Here is a 22,505-nt window from a genome sequence, read left to right as displayed (position 1 = left end):
GCCCCGTGTACCCGAACGAAGCCCTGGACCACTACCGCATCCTGACCTCGATGCTGGCCCCGGCCCTGCTGATGGCGGCCACCGGCTCGCTTCTGGTCTCGGCCAATGCCCGGCTGGCGCGGGTGGTGGACCGGCTGCGTTCGATCATCGCCCAGCTCGAGGGCGGCGACGAGATGACCCGGGCCGAGCTGGAGGACCAGATCCTGCGCCACCGTCGCCGCGCCCGGCTGGTGCTGCGCGCCTGCCTGATGCTGTACCTGGGCCTGGGCGCCTTCGTCGGCACAAGCCTGGCCCTGGCGGTGGATGCGGTGCTGGGCTTCCGCGTGCCCTACCTGCCGACCGGCATGGCGGTGGTCGGCGTGCTGGGGCTGCTGGTGGCCAGCATCTGCCTGGGCCGCGAGGTGATCCTGTCGGTGCGCGGCTTCGATCACGAGCTGGACATCGAGCTCGCGCGCCGCCGGCGCTGAGCCGCTCAGGCAGGCCGGGCGCGCTTGTTTCTAAACCAGGCCGTCAGCCGTTCGCTGGCCGCGTCCGCCAGGACGCCGCCCTGCACCGCCACGCGATGGTTGTGGCGCGGATCGGCCAGCAGGTCGAACACGCTGCCGGCGGCGCCGGTCTTGGGATCACTGGCGGCATACACCACGCGGGCAATCCGGGCGTGCACCATCGCCATCGCGCACATCGCGCAAGGTTCAAGGGTGATGTACAGGGTGCAACCCAGCAGCCGGTGATTGCCGAGGAGGCGGCCCGCCTCGCGCATCGCCACGATCTCGGCATGCGCGGTGGGATCGCAGTCCCCGATGTTGCGGTTGAATCCCTCCGCGACCCGCGCCCCGTCCGGCCCGACCAGCACCGCGCCCACCGGCACTTCGCCGAACTCCTCGCCCGCCCGGTCCGCCAGGGCCAGGGCCTGCCTCATCCAGTCTTCGTCGGTGTGGTCGGGGGTCATGGGATTTTTCTGACGCGGATTTTTGACGCGGATTTTTGACGCGGATTAACGCAGAAGGACGCGGATAAAAACAAAACCAAACAATGGGCACGTCACCGGGGGCAAGACCCTGTCTCCGCTCTGTCCGCATCCTCTTCCGCATTAATCCGCGTCAAAAAAACCCAGCCTCACTCCCACTCGATGGTGGCAGGTGGCTTCCCGCTGATGTCATAAACCACGCGAGAAACCCCACGCAACTCATTGATTATTCGGCGCGAGCAGTTGTCGAGAAGATCGTAGGGCAGGTGCGCCCAGTGCGCGGTCATGAAGTCCACGGTCTCGACCGCACGCAGGGCGATCACCCATTCGTAGGCGCGGGCATCGCCGACCACGCCCACCGACTTGACCGGCAGGAACACCGCGAAGGCCTGGCTGGTCTTGTCGTACCAGCCCGACTTGCGCAGCTCGTCGATGAAGATGGCATCGGCCCGGGCCAGCAGCTCGGCGTAGTCGCGCTTGACCTCGCCCAGGATGCGCACGCCCAGGCCGGGGCCCGGGAACGGATGCCGGTAGACCATCTCGCGCGGCAGGCCCAGCTCGACGCCGATGCGCCGCACCTCGTCCTTGAACAGCTCGCGCAGCGGCTCGACCAGGCCCAGCTTCATGTGCTCCGGCAGGCCGCCCACGTTGTGGTGGCTCTTGATGACGTGGGCCTTGCCGGTCTTGCTGCCGGCCGACTCGATCACGTCGGGGTAGATCGTGCCCTGGGCCAGCCAGCGGATGTTCTGCAGCTTGGCGGCTTCCTCATCGAATATCTCGATGAACAGGCGGCCGATGATCTTGCGCTTGGCTTCCGGGTCGGCCACGCCCTTGAGCGCCTCGAAATAGCGGTCGGCCGCGTTGACGCGGATGACCTTGATGCCCATGCCGCCGCGGTCGGCCTCGCCGGCGAACATGGCCATCACCTGGTCGCCCTCCTGCCAGCGCAGCAGGCCGGTGTCCACGAACACGCAGGTCAGGCGCTCACCGATGGCCCGGTGCAGCAGGGCCGCCACCACCGACGAATCCACGCCGCCGGACAGGCCCAGCAGCACGTCGCCCTCGCCGATCTGGGCGCGCACGCGCGCAATCTGGTCCTCGATGATGTTGGCGGCGGTCCACAGCGTGTCGCAGCCGCAGATGTCCACCGCGAACCGCCGCAGCATCTGTTCGCCCGAACGGGTGTGGGTGACTTCGGGGTGGAACTGCACGCCGTACCAGCGCCGCGCCTCGTCGGCCATGGCGATGATGGCCACCGACTCGGTGCGCGCCGTCGCCTCGAAGCCCTCCGGCAGCCGCGTGACGCGATCGCCGTGGCTCATCCACACATCCAGGCGCGGCGGGCTGCCGGCGTGGTCCTTGAGTCCGTCCAGCAGCGCGCATTCCGCCGTGACTTCGACTTCGGCATAGCCGAACTCACGGTGATGGCCGGTTTCCACCGCGCCGCCCAGCTGCATGGCCAGGGTCTGCATGCCGTAGCAGATGCCCAGGATCGGCACCCCGGCATCGAACACCTGCTGCGGCGCCCGCGGCGACCCAGCCTCGACCGTGGACTCGGGACCCCCGGACAGGATGATGCCCTTGGGCGCGTACGCGGCGATTTCGGCCGGATCGTGGTCCCAGGCCCAGATCTCGCAGTACACGCCGAACTCGCGGATGCGCCGCGCGATCAGCTGCGTGTACTGCGCGCCGAAGTCGAGGATGAGGATCTTGTCGCCGTGGATATCGGTCATGCCCACTGATTCCTGCGTCGTCAGCCCGCCCGGTAGTTCGGCGGTTCCTTGGTGATCTGCACATCATGCACATGCGCCTCGCGGGTGCCGGCATTGGTCACGCGCACGAACTTGGGACGCGTGCGCATCTCCTCGATGGTCGAGCAGCCCACGTAGCCCATGGAGGCGCGCACGCCGCCGGCCAGCTGGTGCACGATGTTGCGCAGCAGGCCGCGGTAGGGCACGCGGCCTTCGATGCCTTCGGGCACCAGCTTGTCGGCGTCCGAGGCGTCCTGGAAATACCGGTCCTTGCTGCCCTGCTCCATCGCGCCCAGCGAGCCCATGCCGCGGTAGCTCTTGTAGCTGCGGCCCTGGAACAGCTCGACCTCGCCCGGCGCCTCTTCGGTGCCGGCGAACAGGCCGCCGATCATGATGCTGCTGGCGCCCGCCACCAGGGCCTTGGCGATGTCGCCCGAATAGCGGATGCCGCCGTCGGCGATCAGCGGGATGCGGCCCTTGAGCGCCTCGGCCACCATGCCCACCGCGGTGATTTGCGGCACGCCCACGCCGGCGACGATGCGGGTGGTGCAGATCGAGCCGGGGCCCACGCCCACCTTCACCGCGTCGGCGCCCGCATCCATCAGGGCCAGGGCCGCGTCGCCGGTGACGATATTGCCGCCGATCACCTGCACGTTCGGGAAGTTCTTCTTGACCCAGGCCACGCGGTCGAGCACGCCCTGCGAATGGCCATGGGCGGTGTCCACCACCACCACGTCCACGCCGGCGGCGACCAGGGCCTCGATGCGCGCTTCGGTGTCGCCACCCACGCCCACCGCGGCGCCGACCAGCAGCTGCTCGTCGGTGTCCTTGGCGGCGAAGGGATTGTCGCGCGCCTTCTGGATGTCCTTGACCGTGATCAGGCCGCGCAGGGCGAACAGCTCGTCCACCACCAGCACCTTCTCGATGCGGTACTTGTGCATCAGCTGCAGCACTTCGTCGTCGGTGGCGCCTTCGCGCACGGTGACCAGCTTGTCCTTGCGGGTCATGATGTTGCGCACCGGGTCGTCGAGCTTCTTCTCGAAGCGCGTGTCGCGGCTGGTGACGATGCCGACCAGCTGGCCGCCGTCCACCACCGGCACGCCCGAGATGTTGCGGGCGCGCGTGAGCTTGATCACCTCGCCGATGGTGGTGTCGGGCGTGACGGTGAAGGGCTCGCGGATGACGCCGGCCTCGAAGTTCTTGACCTGGGCCACGTGCGCGGCCTGCTGCTGCACCGACATGTTCTTGTGCAGGATGCCGATGCCGCCCAGCTGGGCCATGGCGATGGCCAGGCGGGCTTCGGTCACCGTGTCCATGGCGGCCGAGACGATCGGGAGGTTGAGCCGGATGCCGCGGGTGAGCTGGGTGCCGAGGTCCACGTCCTTGGGCAGGACGGCCGAATGGGCGGGAACGAGGGAGACGTCGTCGAAGGTCAGCGCTTCGGCCTGGATGCGCAGCATGGAGCGGCTCCGGGGGATGGGAAGCGCGAAATTATAGCCTGTCGGCCCGGCTCAAAGCAGGGCCAGGGACAGTCCCGGCCACCAGGTGATGATCAGCACCGCCAGCCCGACGATCACGAAGAAGGGAAGGCAGGCCCGGGCCAGGGTCAGCATGTCGGTCTTGAAGCGGTAGGCGGCGATGAACAGGTCCATGCCCACCGGGGGCGTGAAATAGCCGATCTGCAGGTTGGCCAGCATCACGATGCCGAAGTGCACCGGGTGGATGCCGTAGCCCATGGCCACCGGCAGCAGCAGCGGCGTCAGGATGACCACCGCCGAGAAGATGTCCATCAGCATGCCGGCCAGCAGCAGCAGCAGGTTGAGCAGCAGCAGGAAGGCCAGCGCCCCCTGCACGTGCTCGCGGCTGAGCTCGAACAGGCGGTTGGGCACTTCCTGGTCCACCAGCCAGTTAGACATCGCGGTGGCGGCGCCCAGGATGACCAGGATGGCGCCGACCATCCGACCCGACTCGGCCATCACGGCGGGAAGTTTTCGCCAGCTAATTTCCTTTTTGATCAATACAGTTACGACGAGTATGTAAAGTGCCGTGATAGCCGCGGATTCGCTGACGGTGAACAGGCCCGAATAGATTCCGCCCAGCACGAACACCGGCAGCGGCAGCTCCCAGCCCGCATCGCGCAGCGCCTTCCGGATCTGGCCGGGTTCGCGCGGGCCCGCCCGGCGGGGCAGCTTTCGCCCGACCCACATCGCGTGCAGCGACAGCATGGCCAGCATCAGCAGGCCCGGCAGGATGCCGGCCAGGAACAGTGCCTCGATGGTCACCGCCGGCTGGGTATTGAGCTGGCCGGCGACGAATCCGTACAGGATCAGCGGCAGCGAAGGTGCGAACAGCAGGCCCAGGCTGCCCGACGAAGTAACCAGCCCCAGGCTGTAACGCTGCGGATACCCCGCCGCCCGCATCGCCGGATACAGCAGCGCGCCGATGGCCACGATGGTCATGCCCGACGCGCCGGTGAAGGCGGTGAAGAAGGCGCAGGCCACGATGGCGACAATCGCCAGCCCGCCAGGCAGGCCACCGAGCAGCGCATTGGACAGGGCCACCAGGCGCCGCGGTGCCCCGCTCTCGCCCAGCAGATAACCCGCCAGCGTGAACAGCGGGATCGCGATGAGGCCCGGCAGGTCGCCCAGCCGGTAGAACTCCACCGCCACCGAGATCAGGTCGTAGCCCGCCAGGTGGAAACCCAGCAGCGCCACCGCGGCGATCACCGCGAACAGCGGCATGCCCAGCACGGCCAGCCCCAGGATCAGCAGCAGTCCCAGGCCCAGGCTCATGCGTCGCCCTCCCCCGGCAACTCAGGCGGGGGCGGCGGCAGCACGGCGCAGATCACGAAGCGCACCGCCATCAGGCCAAAGCCCGCGGGGACGATCAGCATCGGCACCCAGCTGGGCACGCCGGCCACGAACGGCACCGGGGCCTCGAGTTCGAATCCGATCATGCCGATGCCGAACCACGCCATCGCCGCACACACCGCCGCCGCGCCAAGCTGGGCCACGATCCAGGACAAGCGCCGTGCGAGCGGCGGCAGCAGGCGCGGCAATGCATCGATGGCGATGTGCTTGCGGCTGCGGGTGGCGCCCAGCGCACCGATCAGCGCCAGCCACAGCACGCCCGACCGGCTCACCAGCTCGGCCCAGTCCAGCCCGCTGTCGAACAGCAGCCGCAGGGCGATCTGCGCGACCGAGAGCAGCAGCAGCGCCGCGATCAGGCCGGCCAGCAGGCCGTCCTCGATGCGGTGCAGGCGGCGGGTCCAGCCTTGCGACACTCAGGGCGCCTTCGGGCTCGCCAGCGCGCGGCGCACCGCCTCGAGCATCGCCGGGGAAATCTGGCCGGAGCTGGCCAGTTCGGCGTTGACCTGTTCGCCCAGCGCACGCCAGCGCTTGGCTTCGGCCGCATCCAGCGACGTCACCACCAGGCCCTGCTGCTTCATCGCCGCCAGGGCCGCCGCGTCGTCGCGGCGGATGTTGGCATCCATGCGCCGGCCCGCGGTCTCGAACGCCTTCGCAAGCACCGCCTGGTCGGCGGCGGGGATACGCTTCCAGGCCTTGTCGTCCACCACCAGGTAACCCACCACGAAGGTGAGCGGCAGGTCCACGAGGTACTTGAGCTTGCCGTGCCACTGCAGCACCACCGCGCCGCTGGGCGTATTGACCACCGTGTCCACCAGGCCGGTCTGCAGGCTGGTGAAGACATCGCCCAGGGGCAAGGGAATGGTGCTCAGACCACCGAGCTCGAACACGCGCGAGGCGATCTCATCGGTCTGCGGGATCCACAGCTTGACGCCGTCCATGTCGGCGCGGCTGCGCATGGGCTTGTTGCCCATCAGGTAACCGAAGCCCAGGCCGGACACGCCCAGCATGCGGATGCCCTTGGCCTCGAAGCCCTTGGCCAGCAGGGGATCCACCACCGGTCGCACGCGGTCGACCTCCTCCCAGCTGTTGAGCAGGAACGGCAGGCTGTAGATCGGCGCATCGGGGTAGACCAGGGACAGCTCGCTGGCCGTCAGCACCCCGCCCTGCAGCTGGCCCAGGCGCATCTTGCGCAGCACCACCGCATCGTTGCCCATCACGCCGCCGGGATAGAACTTGACCTCGACCCGGCCCGCGGTGCCCTGCTTCACTTCGGCGGCCGCCGCGCGCATCTCGCGCATCCAGGCCGAGCCCTCGGGCGCCAGCGTGGCGATCTTGATCACCTGCGCCGCGGCGGGCATCGCCAGGGCCAGACTCAGTACGAAACAGGACAACACGCGGATCAACGGATGCTTGTTCACGGGGGAGTGCTCAGAAATAGTCCTTGCCGCTTTCCACGAGCGCCTTGGCGCGCTCCTGGGCCAGTACATTGCTCAACGTGAATCCGGGCTCGCGCGGGTCGGCCGCCAGCACTTCGGCCAGCAGGCGGTCGTGCAGCGGCTGGTCGAACAGCAGGCGCGCGTAATACTCGGCCATCAGGGTCTTGGCGTAGAGGTTGCGGCCACCGCTCTGGGCGATGGCCGCCTCGAAGTGCGTGCGGGCCAGTTCGGGCTTGCCACCGATGGATTCGGGCCGCAGCGAATTGAGCACGCCCAGGTAGACCCGCGGCATGCCGCGCGCATGCGCCGGGTCGATGGCGACCACGCGCTCCAGCAGCGCCTGAACCTTGGGCAGGTCCGCGATGGCGCCCCAGTCCTCGCTGTTGGCCTGAAGGAAGCCGACCCAGGCCGCGGCCAGGCCATAGAGCCCGGCGACGTGGTCCTCGGGCGCGGCCTGCACGGCGGCCACGAAGCCTTCCACGTCGCCGGACATCGCCTTGCACAGCGGGGGATCCTGGGCGCAGGTGCCGCGCCGCGCGTAGTCGAGTGCCTTGGCGGCCATGCGCCGCGCGCGGGCCGGGTCGTCGCCGGTGAAGTTGCCGGCGTAGGCGCCATTGAGTTCGGCCGCGGCAAACAGCAGGGTCGCCTTGCCGGCATCGTCGGTGGCGGCGTCGGCGGCCAGGCCGTCGAGCAGCAGCAGATAGGCCGGCAGCCCGTCGCGCACCGTGGCCGGGTCGTCGCTGTTGAGCACGGCGCTGCCCAGCTGGGAGGCCAGCTTGTCGCTGGCGCGGTCGACGATCGTTGCGCAGCCTGCCAGCGCGGCCAGGGCCAGCGCGATGGCGACGAGGCGGACGGGGGCGGCAGGCTTCATGGCGTCAGGCTCGGGCAGGCGCCGTCGTCATGGCGCGAGGGCGGCATCGAAGGCCTCGGCCGCCTCCAGCGTGTTCTGCATCAGGGTGGCCACGGTCATCGGGCCCACGCCGCCGGGCACGGGCGTGATCCAGGACGCACGTTCGGCTGCGGCCTCGAAGCCGACGTCGCCGACCAGCCGGCCGTCGTCCAGCCGGTTGATGCCCACGTCGATCACCACCGCGCCGGGCTTGACCCATTCGCCCGGCACCAGGCCGGGCCGGCCCACGGCCACCACCAGGATGTCGGCCTCGCGCACGTGCCGCTCGAGAACCTCGCGCGGCGTGAACTTGTGGCAGCTGGTGGTGGTGCAGCCGGCGATCAGCAACTCGAGCACCATCGGCCGGCCGACGTGGTTGCTGACGCCGACCACGGTCGCGCTCTGGCCGCGTACCGGGCGATCGGTGTAGGCCAGCAGCGTGGTGACGCCGCGCGGCGTGCACGGACGCAGGCCGAACTGGCGCAGCGCGAGGTGGCCGACGTTCTCGGGGTGGAAGCCATCCACGTCCTTGCGCGGATCGATGCGGTGGATCAGGTCGCGGGCATCGCGGTTGCCGGGCAGCGGCAGCTGCACCAGGATGCCGTGGATGGCGGGGTCGGCGTTGAGCCGGTCGATCAGCGCCGCCAGCTCGGCCTCGGTGGTTTCCGCGGGCAGGTCGTAGTCGATCGCGCGGATGCCGACCTTCTTGGCGGCGCGGCGCTTGTTGCGCACGTACACGGTGGACGCGGGGTCCTGCCCCACCAGCACCACCGCCAGACCGGGCGCCGATTTGCCCGCGGCCAGCCGGGCCTGCACGCGCTTGGCCAGGTCGTCGAGCAGGGCGTCGGCGATGCCTTTGCCATCAAGGATGCGGGCGGTCATGGCGCTCCGGGGGCGGGAGGGGCGATCCGGCGGAAAACAAAACCGGGCCGCAAGCTGCGATTATCCCCGAAGCCTTCCCTGCCCCGCCACCTGCCCATGACCGATACCGACACCACCGCCCTGGAAGCCGCCGCGTTCCGCCGGCTGGTCCAGCACCTGCAGCAGCGCAGCGACGTGCAGAACATCGACCTGATGATCCTGGCCGGGTTCTGCCGCAACTGCCTTTCCAACTGGTACCAGGAGGCCGCCGACGCGGCCGGTACGCCGATGGACAAGGACCAGGCGCGCGAGATCATCTACGGCATGCCGTTCGCGGAGTGGAAGCGGCGCCACCAGGCCGAGGCCACGCCGGAACAGCTGGCGGCCTTCGCGGCCGCCCAGCGCGCGCATCCCTGAAACAAAAAACGCCCCGGCGAACCGGGGCGTGACTGCCCTCTGACGAAGGGACTGCGACTAGGTTCAGGCGCGCTTGCGGGCGCGCTTGGCGGCGGGGCGCGCCGTACGCTTGGCCGGGCGGGTCGTGCGGCGCGCGCGGACGGGTTCGGCACCCAGCTGCACCAGCAGCGGACCGAAGCGGGTCTCGAATTCGGCCTGGGCCTGGGCCGCCAGGCGGCTGGCCTGCTTCTGCACCGGGGCCAGGCGGGCCTCGGCCTGTTTGCGCAGGCTGGCGGCGCGCTTGCCGGCATCGCGGGCGGTGGCATCGGCGCGTTTGCGCAGTGCCTGGGTGGCTTCGGCCAGGCCATCGACGGACTTCAGGGCCTGCTTGCGGCACAGCGACGCCGCGCCGAGGCCGGCCAGGAGGACGGCGCGCGGGCTGATCGGGGTCTTGCGGGAGCTGCGGCGGGCGGGAGACTTGCGGGTCATGCGACACCTGGTGACGGGTGGCCGGTTGGCCGTATCGGTCCCGAGTCTCGGCCGCGTGGCTTGAGCAATCACACTAGGCCCGGCGCGCTTGCGGGCGACGCGGCCGCGCGACATGCTGGCCGTCCTCTTCCGGAGTCCGACCATGGCCGCCAAAAAATCCAGCTGGGCGAAATTTCCGCACGATGCCAAGGCGTTCGACCAGGCCGGCGACAAGCTCAGGAAGGCCTGGCCGTCACTGCATGCGGGCGACGCGGAACCCTTCCCCGACGACAAGCGCGCGGCGGCCCTGATCAAGGCCGCCGGCAAGGCGGCGCCCAAGGGCATGGACGCCGCGGCCCTGGCCGCAGCACTGCAGGAGGCGTGGCGCGCCTTCCATCGCGGCGATTTCCAGCAGGCCTTCGAGGCCGGCGAGGCCCTGGGTCCGGTCGGCGCCTCGGTGGCCTGCAAGGCCCTGGGCATCCATGCCACCTACCTGGTACGCGACGAGGCCGAACAGCTGCGGCGCTACGAGCAGGTGGGCCAGCTGGCCGAGGCGGCCATCGCCGCACTGCCGGACGAAGCCAACAGCCACTACCGCTACGCCTTCGGCATGGGCCGCTACAGCCAGGGCATCAGCATCGCCAAAGCGCTGAAGATGGGCCTGGCCACCAAGGTGCGCAAGCACCTGGACACCACGCTGAAGCTGGCGCCGAAGCATGCCGAAGCCCTGACGGCACTGGCCATCTACCACGGTGAGATCATCGCCAAGGTCGGTGGGCTGGTGGGCGGCCTGACCTATGGCGCCAAGGCCGCGGACGCCGAGAAGCACATGGCCGCGGCCCTCAAGCTCACGCCCGACTCGCCCATAGCCTGGCTCGAGCAGGGCAACCTGCTGCTGCTCCTGCACGGCGACAAGCGCGAGGACGATGCCGCGGCCGCCTTCGAGAAGGCCGGCAAGCTCAAGCCGCGCGACGCGATGGAAGCACTGGACGCGGAGTTCGCGCGCTCGCAGCTCGAATAGCCGCGGCGCGCGCGCGGGCTCAGCTGCGGCAGGTGGTGGAGTTCTCGCGCATGTTGATGCCGTCCGGGCACTGGCGGTTCATTTCTGCCTGAACCTCGTCCTTGCGCTTGCGCAGGGCGTCGATCTTCGGCGTCCACTCCGCACCCAGGCGGTCGGCCTCGGCCTGGCGATCCTGCGTGCTGCCTTCACTGGGCAGCTTGGCCATGGCCTGCTGCACCGCGTTCTGGTAGTTGGTGTTGGCCTGCTGCAGGCGCTGTTCCAGCGAACGCAGTTCCGTGTTCAGTTCGCCGATGCTGAGCGAGCCCACCGCCGCCTCGGAGATTTCGCCAGCCTGGCCCGCCGGGGCGGCAGGGGTCGCTGCGCCGGAGTCGGCCCCGGAGGCCTTGGACTGGATCATCGGCGGCGCGCTGCTGCCGGGGCAGGGAAAGTCCTGGTAGTGCGTGGTGCCGCCGATGACGCACTTGTAGACGTCGCTGGCCCGCGCCGGTGCGACGGCGGACAGCGACAGCAGGGACAGGGCGAGACAGGCGGCGGCGGTGCGGTGCGTGCTCATGGCGGCTCCAATGCGGGGGCGATGGGGACCGGTCAGTTCACCGGCGGGCGGTGCTGGATAGAAAAATGGCCACCCGGAGGTGGCCATTCCTGGAACTGGTGGGCGGTACAGGGCTTGAACCTGTGACCCTCGCCGTGTGAAAGCGATGCTCTACCGCTGAGCTAACCGCCCGGAAGAGAGCGCGAATCTTACTGGCTGGCCCCGGCGCCGGTCAAGAATGCCGGCTCAGCGCAGCTTGCTCGCCTGCATTTCGCCCGCGATCGGCGGGGCCGTGAAGCTGTCGGCGCGGGCCAGGTCCCAGAACACCTGGAACACCGCATGCTCGGGCACCGCCTCCAGCAGCTGCCCCTGCGGCACGAAATGGTGCAGTTTGGCCAGCGACCGCACCTCGGTGGACGAGACCCGGCGGATGATGTGTTCGGGCCCCAGTTCGGACGGATGGTGCAGCCCGGCGGCGGCCAGCAGCTCCTTCAGGGCCACCAGGGTGTTGCGGTGGAAGTTGTGGACGCGGGTGGCCTTGTCCTCGGGGTCCAGCGCGGCCTGGCGGCTGGGGTCCTGCGTGGCCACGCCGGTGGGGCATCGGTCGGTGTGGCAGCTCTGGGACTGGATGCAGCCCAGCGAGAACATGAAGCCCCGCGCGGCGTTCACCCAGTCGGCGCCCAGGGCCAGGGTGCGACAGATGTCGAAGCCGGTGACGATCTTGCCCGCCGCGCCGATGCGCACGCGCGAGCGCAGGTCCAGTCCGACCAGGGTGTTGTGCACCAGCATCAGCGCCTCGCGCATGGGCGCACCCACGTGGTCGGTGAATTCCAGCGGAGCCGCGCCGGTACCGCCCTCGCCGCCGTCCACCACGATGAAGTCGGGCAGCAGGCCGGTCTGCTTCATCGCCTTGGCGATCGCGAACCACTCCCAGGGGTGGCCGATGGCCAGCTTGAAGCCCGTGGGCTTGCCGCCGGATAGCTCGCGCAGGCGGTCCACGAACTGCAGCAGTTCGATGGGCGTGGAAAAGGCCGAATGCGCCGCCGGCGAGTGGCACTCGACGCCTTCGGGCACGCCGCGGGTCAGCGCGATCTCGCGCGTCACCTTGGCGCCAGGCAGGATGCCGCCCTGCCCCGGCTTGGCGCCCTGCGACAGCTTGATCTCGATCATCTTCACCTGCGGGTCGCGCGCATTGGCCGCGAACCGGTCCGGATCGAAGCGCCCCTGCTCGTCCCGGCAGCCGAAGTAACCCGAGCCGATCTCCCACACCAGGTCGCCGCCGTGTTCGCGGTGATAGGGCGAGATCGACCCTTCGCCCGTGTCGTGGTAGAAGCCACCCAGCCGGGCGCCCTTGTTCAGCGCCCGGATCGCGTTGGCCGACAGCGAGCCGAAGCTCATCGCCGAGATGTTGAACACGCTGGCCGAATACGGCTGCGCCCGGCCTTCGCCGATGGTGATGCGGAAGTCTTCCGAGGCGATCTGGCTCGGCCGCAGCGAATGGTTCATCCATTCGTACTTGTCGCCGTACACGTCGCGCTGGGTGCCGAACGGCCGCTTGTCGAGCACGTTCTTGGCGCGCTGGTAAACGATGGCGCGCTGCTGCCGCGAGAACGGCAGCTCCACCGTGTCGGACTCGATGAAGTACTGCCGGATCTCGGGTCCGATCGATTCGAGCAGGTAGCGGAAGCGCGAGCTGAGCGGATAGTTGCGGCGCAGCGCCTGCTTGCGCTGCAGCAGGTCCCACAGCCCGAGCAGGGACAGCACGCCGAAGGCCAGCACGCCCCACCCGGCCTGCGGCACCCGCCCGATGGCCAGCGCGAACAGCACGGTGAGCAGCAGCACCAGGACAAACGGCAGGTAACGCGTTGGCAGCATGGCGGCGCTCCGGTTCAGGCCTGCGCCGCGGCGTGGCCTGGGATGGTGCCCGGGGTGGGGGTCGAACCCACATGGCCTTGCGGCCGGGGGATTTTAAGTCCCATGCGTCTACCAGTTTCGCCACCCGGGCCTGCGGGCATGGTGCCGCAAGCGCGGCGGCACCGCCATAAAACAAAAGCCCCGCCGGAGCGGGGCTTTCGAACTGGAGGCCGAGGTCGGAATTGAACCGGCGTACGCGGATTTGCAGTCCGCTGCATAACCACTCTGCCACCCGGCCGGGGAAGCGTTGGCGGAAGCTTAGCGCGTCCGCCGGCGATTGCCATCGCCCTAAAAAACAAAACCCCGCGGGCGGGGTTTTGGCGAAACTGGAGCGGGAAACGAGACTCGAACTCGCGACCCCGACCTTGGCAAGGTCGTGCTCTACCAACTGAGCTATTCCCGCAAGAGACGCGCATTTTGGGGGATCGCCCCCGGGAGTGTCAACACCCTTCGCCTTCAGCCCCGCTTGCGCATGGTCGGCCAGGCCGCATGCAGGTAGTCGAAGCCCGACCAGAGCGTCAGCGCCGCCGCGATCGCCAGCAGCCATTCGCCGATGCGGAACACCGGCAGGCCCAGCAGGCTTTCCTCGAACAGCAGGCAGCTGATGGCCACCATCTGCACGATGGTCTTGAGCTTGCCCAAGCCGGCCACCTTGACCAGGCCGTGGGCGCCCATTTGCGCCATCCATTCGCGCAGCGCGGAGATGGTGATCTCGCGCCCGATGATCACCGCGCTGAGCAGGGCCATCCACGGCGTGTCGTGCCGTTCCACCACCAGCAGCAGCGCGAACGCGACGGTAAGCTTGTCCGCCACCGGGTCCAGGAAGGCACCGAAGGCCGAATACATGCCGTAGCGCCGGGCGATCCAGCCGTCGAGCCAGTCGGTGATGGCGCCCACGATGAAGATCGCCGCCGCCGCGATGTTGGTCCACCCGTAAGGCAGGTAGAACACGACCACCAGCACCGGGATCAGCAAGATCCGGAACAGGGTGAGCATGGTGGGTATGGTCAGGGTCACGGCTTGCCTGGCTCGGGGTCTGCCGGGGATTGTGGCCCAAGTCCGTGCAGCGCGTCGTATATGCGCTGCGCGAGCGCCGAATTGACGCCTTCCACCCGCGCGATTTCCTCCACGCCGGCGGCCCTGAGTCCCGACAGACCGCCGAAATGCTTGAGCAGGCTGGCCCGCCGCCGGGGTCCGATGCCCGGGATGTCCTGCAGCCGGCTGGTCTCGCGCGATTTCTGGCGCTTGCCGCGATGGCCGGTGATCGCGAAGCGGTGCGCCTCGTCGCGTACCTGCTGCACCAGCTGCAGGCCCGGCGATGCGGCGCCGGGACGCAGCTCGTGCCCGTCCACGCGCACCAGGGTTTCGTGGCCGGCCCGACGCGCCTCGCCCTTGGCCACGCCGACCATGGCCACGCCCTGCACGCCCAGTTCCTCCAGCACGGCGCGGGCCTGCGCCAGCTGGCCGGCGCCACCGTCGATCAGCAGCAGGTCGGGCAGCACGCCATCCTCGACGCCGCGGCGGAAGCGTCGCTCCAGTGCCTGGTGCATCGCCGCGTAGTCATCGCCCGGCTCGATGCCGGTGATGTTGTAGCGCCGGTACTGGCCGCGCACGGGGCCTTCGGCATCGAACACCACGCAGGAGGCCACCGTGGCCTCGCCCATGGTGTGGCTGATGTCGAAGCATTCGATGCGTTTGGGCGGTTCGGGAAGTTCCAGCAGCTCCTGCAGCGACTGCAGGCGGGCGCGCTGGCTGGCGCTGCTGGCGGCCTCGGTGGCCAGGGCCAGGGTGGCATTCTGGCGGGCGATCTCGAGGTAGCGCGCACGCTCGCCGCGCACCGAGGGCTTGATCTCGACCCGGCGGCCGGCCTGGGCCGAAAACACTTCTTCCAGCAGCGTGATGTCCGGCACCGCGTGGCTGAGCACGATCTCCCGCGGCGGACGCTGCTCCAGGTAGTACTGCGCGACGAACGCGGCCAGCACTTCCTCGGCGCTCTCGGCGCCATTGGGCTTGGGAAAGAAGCTGCGCGTGCCCTGGTTGAGGCCGTTGCGGAAGGCCATCAGCAGCACGCAGGCCTGGCCCTGGTCCATCACGCAGGCCAGCACGTCCATTTCCACCTGCTCGCCTTCGACGTACTGGCGGGCCTGGATCTTGCGGATGCCGGCGATCTGGTCGCGAAGCTGGGCCGCCTGCTCGAACTGCAGTCGATGGCTGGCCTCCTCCATCGCTCGGCCCAGTTCGCCCACCAGTTCGGTGCTGCGCCCCTCGAGGAACAGGGCCGCGCGCCGCACCGTGGCATCGTAGTCGCGCGTGGCCACCAGGCCGACGCAGGGCGCACTGCAGCGGCCGATCTGGTGCTGCAGGCAGGGCCGGCTGCGGTTGCGGAACACGCTGTCCTCGCAGCTGCGCAGCTTGAACAGCTTGAACATCAGGTCCATGGTCTCGCGCACGGACGCGGCGCTGGGATACGGACCGAAGTAGCGGCCCGCCGTGGCGCGCGGGCCCCGATGGAAGCCCAGCCGCGGCCAGGTGCCTTCGGTCAGCAGGATGTGCGGGTAGCTCTTGTCGTCGCGCAGCAGCACGTTGTAGCGCGGCCGCAGCGACTTGATCAGCTGGTTTTCCAGGATCAGCGCCTCGGCCTCGGTGCGGGTCACCGTCACCTCGATGCGCGCGATCTGCGAAACCATGTGCGCGATGCGGCGCGACGGCAGGTCCTTGAGGAAATAGTTGCTGACGCGCTTGCGCAGCGAGGCGGCCTTGCCGATGTAGAGCACCGAGCCGTCGGCCGCCAGCATGCGGTACACGCCGGGCCCCAGGGTCAGATCGCGGACAAAAGCCTTGCCATCGAAGGGTTCGCCCTCGCCGGCGCCGGATGCCGCACCGGTCGCCGTCATTCGCCGATCGGCAGGCGCGTCAGCTTGCCGTTGCCCAGGTCGTAGCGCAGCACGTCGTGCGCGCCGGTGTTGGCGATCCACAGCGAGCCGGCGCCGGCGGCCAGCGCGGCGGGCTGATCCAGTGGCTGGGGCAGCTCATGCGTGGTCATCTCGCCGCCGCCCAGCCGCAGCTTGCGCAGGCTGCCGTTGTAGGCATCCGCCACCCACAGCACCGGCGAGCCCGGGTCCAGGGCCAGCGCCAGCGGATACTGCAGGCGGGCATCACGGCGCTGGCCATCCTGTTCGCCGAAGTCGTAAAGCCCCTGCCCCACCAGGGTCTGCACCTGCGACTGCGCGACCTGGATCGCACGAATGGCCGAGGTACCGGAATCGGCGACATAAAGCGTCTGTTGCACCAGGGCCAGGCCGGCGGGATGTCCGAACATGGCGCCGCGGGCCGGGCCGTCGGCGATGCCGAGCTCGCCCGAACCGGCGAGCAGCTTCAGCCGCGCCTGGCCGAGGTCGTATTCCCACACCTGGTTGCTGCCGGCCATCGCGATGAACAGCCGGTCCAGCGTGCCCGTCACATCCCAGGGAAGATTCAGCGGCAAGGCAGCGCCCGCCTCGTGGCTGCCTTCGCGTACGACGCCCGGACGGCCATTGCCGAGCACGGTTTCCACCGCACCATCGAGCAGGCGGATGCGGCGCAGCGCGTGGTTGCCGCTGTCGGCGACATAGAGCGCTTCGCGCACCAGGCACAGGCCACGCGGTCGACGGAAGGCGGCATTGTCGGCGGGGCCGTCCACGAGGTCGCCGTGGCCGGTGCCGAACTCGCGCAGCACGCGTCCGGAGTGGGTGCATTCCAGGATGCGGTGGTGGCCGGTGTCGGCCACGTACAGATGGGTGTCGCTGACCGCCAGCCCGGAAGGAAACGACAGCGGCAGGCGCGGCTCCGCGCCCGTTCGCCGATGCGGCTCGGCCGCAACGATCGCGCCGCCCACTTCATCCACCAGTCCGCTCACGGCCGCGTCCAGCGCGGCCAGCTGGTGGTCGCCGGCGAACACCTGGCGCAGGCGGCCGCGGGTATCGATCAGGGCCACCGAGGGCCAGGACTGGATGCCGTAGTGCTGCCACGTGGTCCAGCTGCGGTCATTGGCCACCGGGAAGGCCACGCCCAGCCGGTTCGCGGTCTTGAGCACCAGGCGCGGGTCGAGTTCGGAATCGAACTTGGGCTGGTGGATGCCCAGCAGGCTCAGCGCCAGCGGATAGCGCGACTGCAGCCGCGCCAGGTCGTCGAGCAGGTTGTGGCAATAGGGCGAGGCCGCATTCCAGAACACCAGGGCCAGGATCCGGCCGCGCTGCCCGGCCACCGTCTGCGGCTCGGCGTTGAGCCACTGCAGGGACGGCAGCAATTCGGGGGCGGCGCTGGCTTGCGGCATCAGGGGTCTCCGGGGGGTCGGGGCATTATGCCTGCGGCGGCAGTTTGCGCAGCAGGCCCTGGGCTGCGTCGCGCGCGAGCCTGTTGACGTGTTCGAAGTCCGCGGCATCGCCCTGGTAGGGATCGGGCACGTCCCCACCCTCGCCCACCTCGCACCAGTCCAGCACCCGTGCGATCACCGCGGTCGCATCGCCCGGTGCCTGTCGGCGCAGCCAGCGCAGGTTGTCGTGGTCGGCGCAGAGCATCAGGTCGTAGCGACGGAAATCATCCGGCCCGACCAGGCGCGCCCGCTGCGCGGAGATGTCCAGGCCATGGCGTCGTGCGACGGCGATCGCGCGGGTGTCGGGCGGCCGCCCGACATGCCAGTCGCCGGTCCCGGCCGAATCCACCCTGACCCGATCCGAGCGGCCTGCGTCGGCCAAGGCCTTCCGCGCCCAGCCCTCGAGCAGGGGCGAGCGGCATATGTTGCCCATGCAGACATACAATATTTTCAATAGTTTAAACTTGTTTTCTAAAGTGAATTATCGGTCGTGGCGCGGCTTTCCGCGCGTGCCAGGTCGGCCTCGGTGTCCACGCCTGGCGGGAAAGGAACCGGGGTCAGGCCGACGGCGATACGGTGGCCAGCCTCCATCACGCGCAACTGCTCCAGCGCTTCGAGAAGTTCCAGTCGCCCCGGGGGCAGCTTGGCAAAGCGACGCAGGAAGCCGGCGCGGTAGGCATAGATGCCGATGTGGCGCAGCACGTCCGGACCGACCGGCCCCAGGCGGTCACGGGCGAAGCGATCACGCTGCCAGGGAATCGGGGCCCGGCTGAAATACAGCGCCAGGCCTGCGGCATCACGCACCAGCTTGACGGTGTTCGGGTCGAACAGGGCGTCCGTGTCCTCGATTGCCGTGGCCAGCGTCGCCATGTCGGCCGTGCCCGCAAGCAAGGTTTCGGCAACGGCACGAATGCCTTCGGGCGGCGCGAAGGGCTCGTCGCCCTGCAGGTTCACCACCACCTGATGGTCGGGCCAGGACAACTGGTCGGCACATTCGGCCAGCCGGTCGGTGCCCGAGGCGTGGTCGGCGCGGGTCAGGCACACGGTCAGGTCTTCCCCGGCCAGCGCCTGCGCGATCCGGGCATCGTCGGTGGCCACCACTACCGCGCGGGCACCGGCGGCCAGGGCACGGCGCGCCACGTGCACCACCATGGGCGTGCCAGCGATCAGGCGCAGCGGTTTGCCGGGCAGGCGCGAGGCGCCGTAGCGAGCGGGAATGGCGACGATGAAATCAGGGTCGGGCATGGGCGGAACTCCAGTCGGCCAGCCGTTCGCCCAGCGCGGCGAACAGCCCGGCGGGCAAATGGGCGCGCACGGGCACGGCGAAGGCCCGCTCCAGCGGGAAGTCGGTGCACTTGACCGCATCCTTCTCGGTCATCAGCAGCGGCTCGCCGGCCGCGAACGCGAAGTCGGCGGCCAGGTAGACATGGTGGTCCGGGAAGGCATGCTCGACCACGTCGATGCCCTGCGCGCGCAGCGCCTGGAAAAACCGGGCCGGATGGCCGATGCCCGCGACCGCATGCACGCGCTGGCCGGCAAACCGCGACAGCGGCTGCGGCTTGCCGCCGTCCAGGGGCGTGGCCTCCCCCAGCTGCAGCTGCATCGGCCACTCGCCTTCGCGCGGCTCGCCGCCGTTGACCACGCGGAAGTCCACCGCGCGTGACGCCGACTCGCGCAGCGGGCCAGCCGGCATCAGGCGTCCGTTGCCATGGCGACGTTCGCCATCCACCACCTCGATCTCGATGTCGCGCCCCAGGCGCCGATGCTGCAGGCCGTCGTCGGCGATGATCAGGTTGCAGCCTTCGGCAACCAGCTGCCGGGCGGCGGCCACGCGATCGCTGTCCACCTGCACCGGCAGGCCGGTCTGGCGGGCGATCAGCAGCGGTTCGTCGCCGCACAGCTCGGCCGGCAGCTCCGGGCGCACGCGCACGGGGTCCTGCGAGCGGCGGCCATAGCCGCGGCTGACGATGCCCGGCTGCCATCCCTGCGCGGCCAGGCCCCGGGCCAGGGCGATGGTCAGCGGGGTCTTGCCGCTGCCGCCGGCGACCAGGTTGCCGACCACGATCACCGGCACCCGCAGCCGGTGCACCTTGAGCAGGCCGCGCCGATACAGCCAGGCGCGCCCGCGCGCCAGCGTGCCGAACGCCAGCGACAGCAGCCGCAGCCCGGGCCCCGGCGCCACGCCGCCATACCAGCGCCGCAGCAGCCAGCGCTCCAGGCCCGCTTTCATCCGGCCTCCGGCTCGCGGAACTGCATGCGGTGCAGGCGCGCATACAGGCCGCCGCGCGACAGCAGTTCGGCATGCGTGCCCTGCTCCACCAGCCGGCCGGCATCGAGCACCAGCACCTGGTCGGCGTGTTCGACCGTGGACAGGCGGTGCGCGATCACCAGCGTGGTGTGGTGTGGGATCAGGCGGTTCAAGGCGTCCTGCACCAACCGCTCGGATTCGGTATCCAGCGCCGCCGTGGCCTCGTCCAGGATCAGGATGGGCGCATCCTTCAGCATGGCCCGCGCGATCGCCAGGCGCTGGCGCTGGCCGCCGGACAGCAGCCCGCCGTTCTCGCCGATGCGCGCCTGCATGCCGCCGGGCAGCCGGTCGATGAATTCGGTGGCATTGGCCGCTTCAGCCGCGGCGCGCACGCGCGCAGGATCCGGCTCGGCGTACTGGCCGTAGGCGATGTTGGCCGACACCGTATCGTCGAACAGCATCACCCGCTGGCCGACGATGGCAATCTGGCGCCGCAGGTCGGCCAGGCGGTAGTCCTGCACCTTCACGCCATCCACCCGCACTTCGCCCTCGCTGGCTTCGTAGAAACGCGGCAGCAGGCGGATCAGGGTGGACTTGCCGCTGCCCGAGCGGCCGACAATGGCGGTGACCGTACCGGGCGCCGCCGTGAAGCTGATGTTCTGCAGGGCCGGAGCGTCCTGGCCCGGGTAGTGCACGGTGATGTCGCGGAACTCGACCTCCCCGCGCGCGTGGATCAGCGGCAGCGTGCCGCGGTCGGGTTCGTCGGGTTCGTCCAGGATGGCGAACAGCCGGTCGGCGGCGGCCACGCCCTTCTGCACCAGGCTCTGCACGTTGGTGATGCGTTTGAGCGAAGGCAGCATCGCCATCATCGAGGTCAGCAGCGCCACGAAAATGCCGGCATCCATGCGGCCGCGTGCCGCTTCGCCCCCGGCCACCAGAAGGATCACGGCCAGCCCGACCGCGGCCAGGGTCTGCACCAGCGACGAGGCCGCCGCGCGGGTGGCATCCACCTTCAGGCTCAGGCCCAGGTTGCGGTTCACCAGCTGGTTGTAGCGCGCCTGCTCGGACGCCTGCGCGCCGTAGACCTTCACTTCCTGCTGCGCCGACAGCGCCTGCTCGGCAGTCTGGGCCATGTTGGCCACGCCGTCCTGGATGCCGCGGTTGATGCGCCGGTAGCGGCGCCCCACCACGCTGGAGATCAGGGCGATGGCCGGGGCCACCACCAGCATCACCGCGGTCACGCGCGGGCTGTAGTAGAACATCACGCCCAGCAGCACCACGATGGTCAGCGTGTCGGTGAGGATGACCTTGATGGCGTCGCTGCTGGCCTGGGTCACCTGCTCGGTGTCGTAGTTCAGGCGCGAGACCATCGCCGGCACCGGCTCGCGGTCGAAGCGCGTGCTGGGCAGGCGCAGGTACTTGGCCAGGATGTCCTCGCGCAGGTCGCGCACCACCGACCGGCCCGCGCGCGACATGCCGTAGTCGGTGCAGAACGTGGCCACGCCGCGCACCACGAACAGGGCCACGATCACGATCGGCAGGATCCAGCGGTAGGTCGGGTCCTTCTGCACGAAGGTGCCGTTGATCATCGGCTCCATCAGCGCCGTGAACGCGCCCGCGGCACCGGCTTCGAACAGCATGCCCACCATCGCCGCCGCCAAGAACGGCCAGTAGCGGCGGGCACGGGACAGCAGCCGGCGATAGATCGCCCAGGCGGAGGTCTCGCCGGTCAAGGCTTGGCCTCGGGCGTGGTGGCGATGGAAATCTTCTTGAAGCCGACCTGGCCCAGCGCATCCATCGCCGTCACCACCGCCTGGTGCGGGGTGCGGGCGTCGGCGCGCAGGATCACCGGCCGCGTGCGGTTGCTGCCGGCCACGCGCGTGATGGCGTCCTTGAGCGAGCCGACGTCGCGCTTGAGCACTTCGCTGCTGCCGATGAAGAAACGGCCCTCGGCGTCGACCAGGATCGTCAGCGGATCGCCTTCGTCCAACTGCGAATTGGCCTGTGACTGCGGCAGCACCAGCTTGATCGCCGAGCGCTGGTCGAAGCTGGTGGTGACCACCAGAAAGATGATGATGCAGAACACCACGTCGATCAGGGAGATCAGGTTGATCTCCGGTTCGTCCGGCACGCGGCCCGAGCTGAGCCTCATGCCTCGGCCTTCTTCCCGCGCGCGGGCTTTGCCGGGGGCGGCGAGGCGCCTTCGTCCAGGGCATCGAGCAGCTGGGTGGCCTGCTTCTCCATGTCCACGATGTAGCCGGTGACGCGGCCGCGCAGGAAGCGATGGAACATCAGCGCCGGGATGGCCAGGCACAGGCCGGCCGCGGTGCTGACCAGGGCCTGGCCGATGCCGCCCGCCAGCTGGTTGGCGTCGCCCACGCCGGTGGTGAGGATTCCCAGGAACATCTCGATCATGCCGAACACCGTGCCCAGCAGGCCCAGCAGCGGCCCGACGGCGGCGATGGTGCCCAGGGTATTGAGGAATTTCTCGAGGCGGTGCGCGATGTGGCGGCCGACGTCCTCGATGCGCTCCTTGATGATCTCGCGCGGACGGTGGCGCACGTCCAGGCCGGCGGCCAGCAGTTCGCCCAGGGGCGAATTACGGCGCAGCACGTCGATGTGCTTGGGATCCAGGGCGCGGCCGCGCGCCCATTCGCGGACTTCCTCGCCCAGGCCCGGCGGCAGCACTTCCTTGCGGCGCAGGCTCCAGAATCGCTCCAGGATGATGGCCATGGCCAGCACCGCCAGGAGGAGGATCGGCAGCATCACCCAGCCGCCCGCTTTGATCAGTTCCAGCACGC

General features: G+C 69.5%; 23 protein-coding genes and 4 tRNA genes. 3 read left to right on the top strand and 24 right to left on the bottom strand.

Going from position 1 to position 22,505, the window contains the following annotated elements; genetic code table 11:
• Positions 1 to 5 precede the first annotated feature (5 nt).
• Complete coding sequence (locus tag ACOQFR_RS12275) at positions 6 to 467, top strand: DUF2721 domain-containing protein (protein WP_421382300.1); 462 nt, start codon at positions 6 to 8, stop codon at positions 465 to 467.
• A 5-nt stretch (positions 468 to 472) separates the two neighbouring features.
• On the opposite strand, the gene tadA is transcribed toward ACOQFR_RS12275, so the two are convergent.
• From tadA to folD, 8 genes are all read right to left on the bottom strand, one after another.
• Positions 473 to 949 carry a tRNA adenosine(34) deaminase TadA gene (gene tadA / locus ACOQFR_RS12270; RefSeq protein ID WP_421382298.1) on the bottom strand — a complete coding sequence of 159 codons (477 nt, stop codon included), beginning with the start codon at positions 947 to 949 and terminating at the stop codon, positions 473 to 475.
• 167 nt (positions 950 to 1,116) lie between these two features.
• Complete coding sequence (gene guaA / locus ACOQFR_RS12265) at positions 1,117 to 2,700, bottom strand: glutamine-hydrolyzing GMP synthase (protein WP_421382296.1); 1,584 nt, start codon at positions 2,698 to 2,700, stop codon at positions 1,117 to 1,119.
• Between the two features lie 20 nt (positions 2,701 to 2,720).
• Positions 2,721 to 4,178 (bottom strand): IMP dehydrogenase, encoded by a 1,458-nt coding sequence (gene guaB, locus ACOQFR_RS12260; RefSeq protein WP_421382294.1) that lies wholly within the window; start codon positions 4,176 to 4,178, stop codon positions 2,721 to 2,723.
• Positions 4,179 to 4,229: 51 nt separating this feature from the next.
• A complete protein-coding gene (locus tag ACOQFR_RS12255) occupies positions 4,230 to 5,510 on the bottom strand; it encodes a TRAP transporter large permease (RefSeq protein ID WP_421382292.1) in 1,281 nt (426 codons plus the stop codon).
• A complete protein-coding gene (locus tag ACOQFR_RS12250; RefSeq protein WP_421382290.1) occupies positions 5,507 to 6,001 on the bottom strand; it encodes a TRAP transporter small permease in 495 nt (164 codons plus the stop codon). The genes ACOQFR_RS12255 and ACOQFR_RS12250 overlap by 4 nt, the downstream gene beginning before the upstream one ends.
• On the bottom strand, positions 6,002 to 7,006 hold the full coding sequence (dctP, locus tag ACOQFR_RS12245) for a TRAP transporter substrate-binding protein DctP (protein ID WP_421382288.1): 1,005 nt from the start codon (positions 7,004 to 7,006) through the stop codon (positions 6,002 to 6,004). It lies immediately after the preceding gene.
• A gap of 10 nt (positions 7,007 to 7,016) precedes the next feature.
• Positions 7,017 to 7,895: a TRAP transporter TatT component family protein gene (locus ACOQFR_RS12240; RefSeq protein WP_421382286.1), complete on the bottom strand. Its 879-nt coding sequence runs from the start codon at positions 7,893 to 7,895 to the stop codon at positions 7,017 to 7,019.
• 27 nt (positions 7,896 to 7,922) lie between these two features.
• The gene (gene folD, locus ACOQFR_RS12235) at positions 7,923 to 8,795 is read right to left on the bottom strand and encodes a bifunctional methylenetetrahydrofolate dehydrogenase/methenyltetrahydrofolate cyclohydrolase FolD (RefSeq protein ID WP_421382284.1); all 873 of its coding nucleotides are present in this window, start codon (positions 8,793 to 8,795) and stop codon (positions 7,923 to 7,925) included.
• A 96-nt stretch (positions 8,796 to 8,891) separates the two neighbouring features.
• On the opposite strand from folD, the gene ACOQFR_RS12230 reads away from it, so the two are divergent.
• Entirely contained in the window at positions 8,892 to 9,191 is a 300-nt protein-coding gene (locus ACOQFR_RS12230) for a DUF1244 domain-containing protein (protein WP_421382282.1), read from the top strand.
• A gap of 63 nt (positions 9,192 to 9,254) precedes the next feature.
• On the opposite strand, the gene ACOQFR_RS12225 is transcribed toward ACOQFR_RS12230, so the two are convergent.
• Complete coding sequence (locus tag ACOQFR_RS12225; RefSeq protein WP_421382280.1) at positions 9,255 to 9,659, bottom strand: hypothetical protein; 405 nt, start codon at positions 9,657 to 9,659, stop codon at positions 9,255 to 9,257.
• Between the two features lie 142 nt (positions 9,660 to 9,801).
• Here ACOQFR_RS12225 and ACOQFR_RS12220 point away from each other — a divergent pair, with 142 nt between their 5' ends.
• Entirely contained in the window at positions 9,802 to 10,659 is an 858-nt protein-coding gene (locus tag ACOQFR_RS12220) for a hypothetical protein (protein WP_421382279.1), read from the top strand.
• A gap of 19 nt (positions 10,660 to 10,678) precedes the next feature.
• On the opposite strand, the gene ACOQFR_RS12215 is transcribed toward ACOQFR_RS12220, so the two are convergent.
• From ACOQFR_RS12215 to ACOQFR_RS12145, 15 genes are all read right to left on the bottom strand, one after another.
• Entirely contained in the window at positions 10,679 to 11,212 is a 534-nt protein-coding gene (locus ACOQFR_RS12215; RefSeq protein ID WP_421382277.1) for a DUF4124 domain-containing protein, read from the bottom strand.
• 96 nt (positions 11,213 to 11,308) lie between these two features.
• A tRNA-Val gene (locus ACOQFR_RS12210) sits at positions 11,309 to 11,383 on the bottom strand.
• 54 nt (positions 11,384 to 11,437) lie between these two features.
• Positions 11,438 to 13,066: an FMN-binding glutamate synthase family protein gene (locus ACOQFR_RS12205; protein ID WP_421382275.1), complete on the bottom strand. Its 1,629-nt coding sequence runs from the start codon at positions 13,064 to 13,066 to the stop codon at positions 11,438 to 11,440.
• Positions 13,067 to 13,109: 43 nt separating this feature from the next.
• Positions 13,110 to 13,196: transfer RNA gene (locus ACOQFR_RS12200), tRNA-Leu, on the bottom strand.
• Between the two features lie 73 nt (positions 13,197 to 13,269).
• Positions 13,270 to 13,343 (bottom strand) — tRNA-Cys (locus ACOQFR_RS12195).
• An 89-nt stretch (positions 13,344 to 13,432) separates the two neighbouring features.
• Positions 13,433 to 13,508 (bottom strand) — tRNA-Gly (locus ACOQFR_RS12190).
• Between the two features lie 53 nt (positions 13,509 to 13,561).
• Entirely contained in the window at positions 13,562 to 14,122 is a 561-nt protein-coding gene (pgsA, locus tag ACOQFR_RS12185) for a CDP-diacylglycerol--glycerol-3-phosphate 3-phosphatidyltransferase (RefSeq protein WP_421382273.1), read from the bottom strand.
• Positions 14,119 to 15,999: an excinuclease ABC subunit UvrC gene (uvrC, locus tag ACOQFR_RS12180; RefSeq protein WP_421382271.1), complete on the bottom strand. Its 1,881-nt coding sequence runs from the start codon at positions 15,997 to 15,999 to the stop codon at positions 14,119 to 14,121. Before uvrC ends, pgsA begins: the two co-directional genes overlap by 4 nt.
• Entirely contained in the window at positions 15,996 to 17,417 is a 1,422-nt protein-coding gene (locus ACOQFR_RS12175; protein WP_421382269.1) for a redoxin domain-containing protein, read from the bottom strand. The genes uvrC and ACOQFR_RS12175 overlap by 4 nt, the downstream gene beginning before the upstream one ends.
• A gap of 25 nt (positions 17,418 to 17,442) precedes the next feature.
• Positions 17,443 to 17,901 carry a low molecular weight protein-tyrosine-phosphatase gene (locus tag ACOQFR_RS12170; RefSeq protein ID WP_421383287.1) on the bottom strand — a complete coding sequence of 153 codons (459 nt, stop codon included), beginning with the start codon at positions 17,899 to 17,901 and terminating at the stop codon, positions 17,443 to 17,445.
• 26 nt (positions 17,902 to 17,927) lie between these two features.
• Positions 17,928 to 18,701 carry a 3-deoxy-manno-octulosonate cytidylyltransferase gene (kdsB, locus tag ACOQFR_RS12165; protein ID WP_421382267.1) on the bottom strand — a complete coding sequence of 258 codons (774 nt, stop codon included), beginning with the start codon at positions 18,699 to 18,701 and terminating at the stop codon, positions 17,928 to 17,930.
• Positions 18,688 to 19,686, bottom strand: a complete 999-nt coding sequence (gene lpxK, locus ACOQFR_RS12160) for a tetraacyldisaccharide 4'-kinase (protein WP_421382265.1) — start codon at positions 19,684 to 19,686, stop codon at positions 18,688 to 18,690. Before lpxK ends, kdsB begins: the two co-directional genes overlap by 14 nt.
• Positions 19,683 to 21,437: a lipid A export permease/ATP-binding protein MsbA gene (gene msbA, locus ACOQFR_RS12155; protein ID WP_421382263.1), complete on the bottom strand. Its 1,755-nt coding sequence runs from the start codon at positions 21,435 to 21,437 to the stop codon at positions 19,683 to 19,685. The genes lpxK and msbA overlap by 4 nt, the downstream gene beginning before the upstream one ends.
• Positions 21,434 to 21,856: an ExbD/TolR family protein gene (locus ACOQFR_RS12150; RefSeq protein WP_421382261.1), complete on the bottom strand. Its 423-nt coding sequence runs from the start codon at positions 21,854 to 21,856 to the stop codon at positions 21,434 to 21,436. The genes msbA and ACOQFR_RS12150 overlap by 4 nt, the downstream gene beginning before the upstream one ends.
• Positions 21,853 to 22,503 carry a MotA/TolQ/ExbB proton channel family protein gene (locus ACOQFR_RS12145; RefSeq protein WP_421382259.1) on the bottom strand — a complete coding sequence of 217 codons (651 nt, stop codon included), beginning with the start codon at positions 22,501 to 22,503 and terminating at the stop codon, positions 21,853 to 21,855. Before ACOQFR_RS12145 ends, ACOQFR_RS12150 begins: the two co-directional genes overlap by 4 nt.
• Positions 22,504 to 22,505: the final 2 nt, after the last annotated feature.

The sequence above is a fragment of the Arenimonas sp. MALMAid1274 genome (assembly GCF_049195245.1).
In the GTDB taxonomy this organism is placed as follows: Bacteria; Pseudomonadota; Gammaproteobacteria; order Xanthomonadales; family Xanthomonadaceae; genus Arenimonas.
Note: the sequence above shows the minus strand (reverse complement) of the source record. Positions and strands in the feature narration are given on the sequence as shown.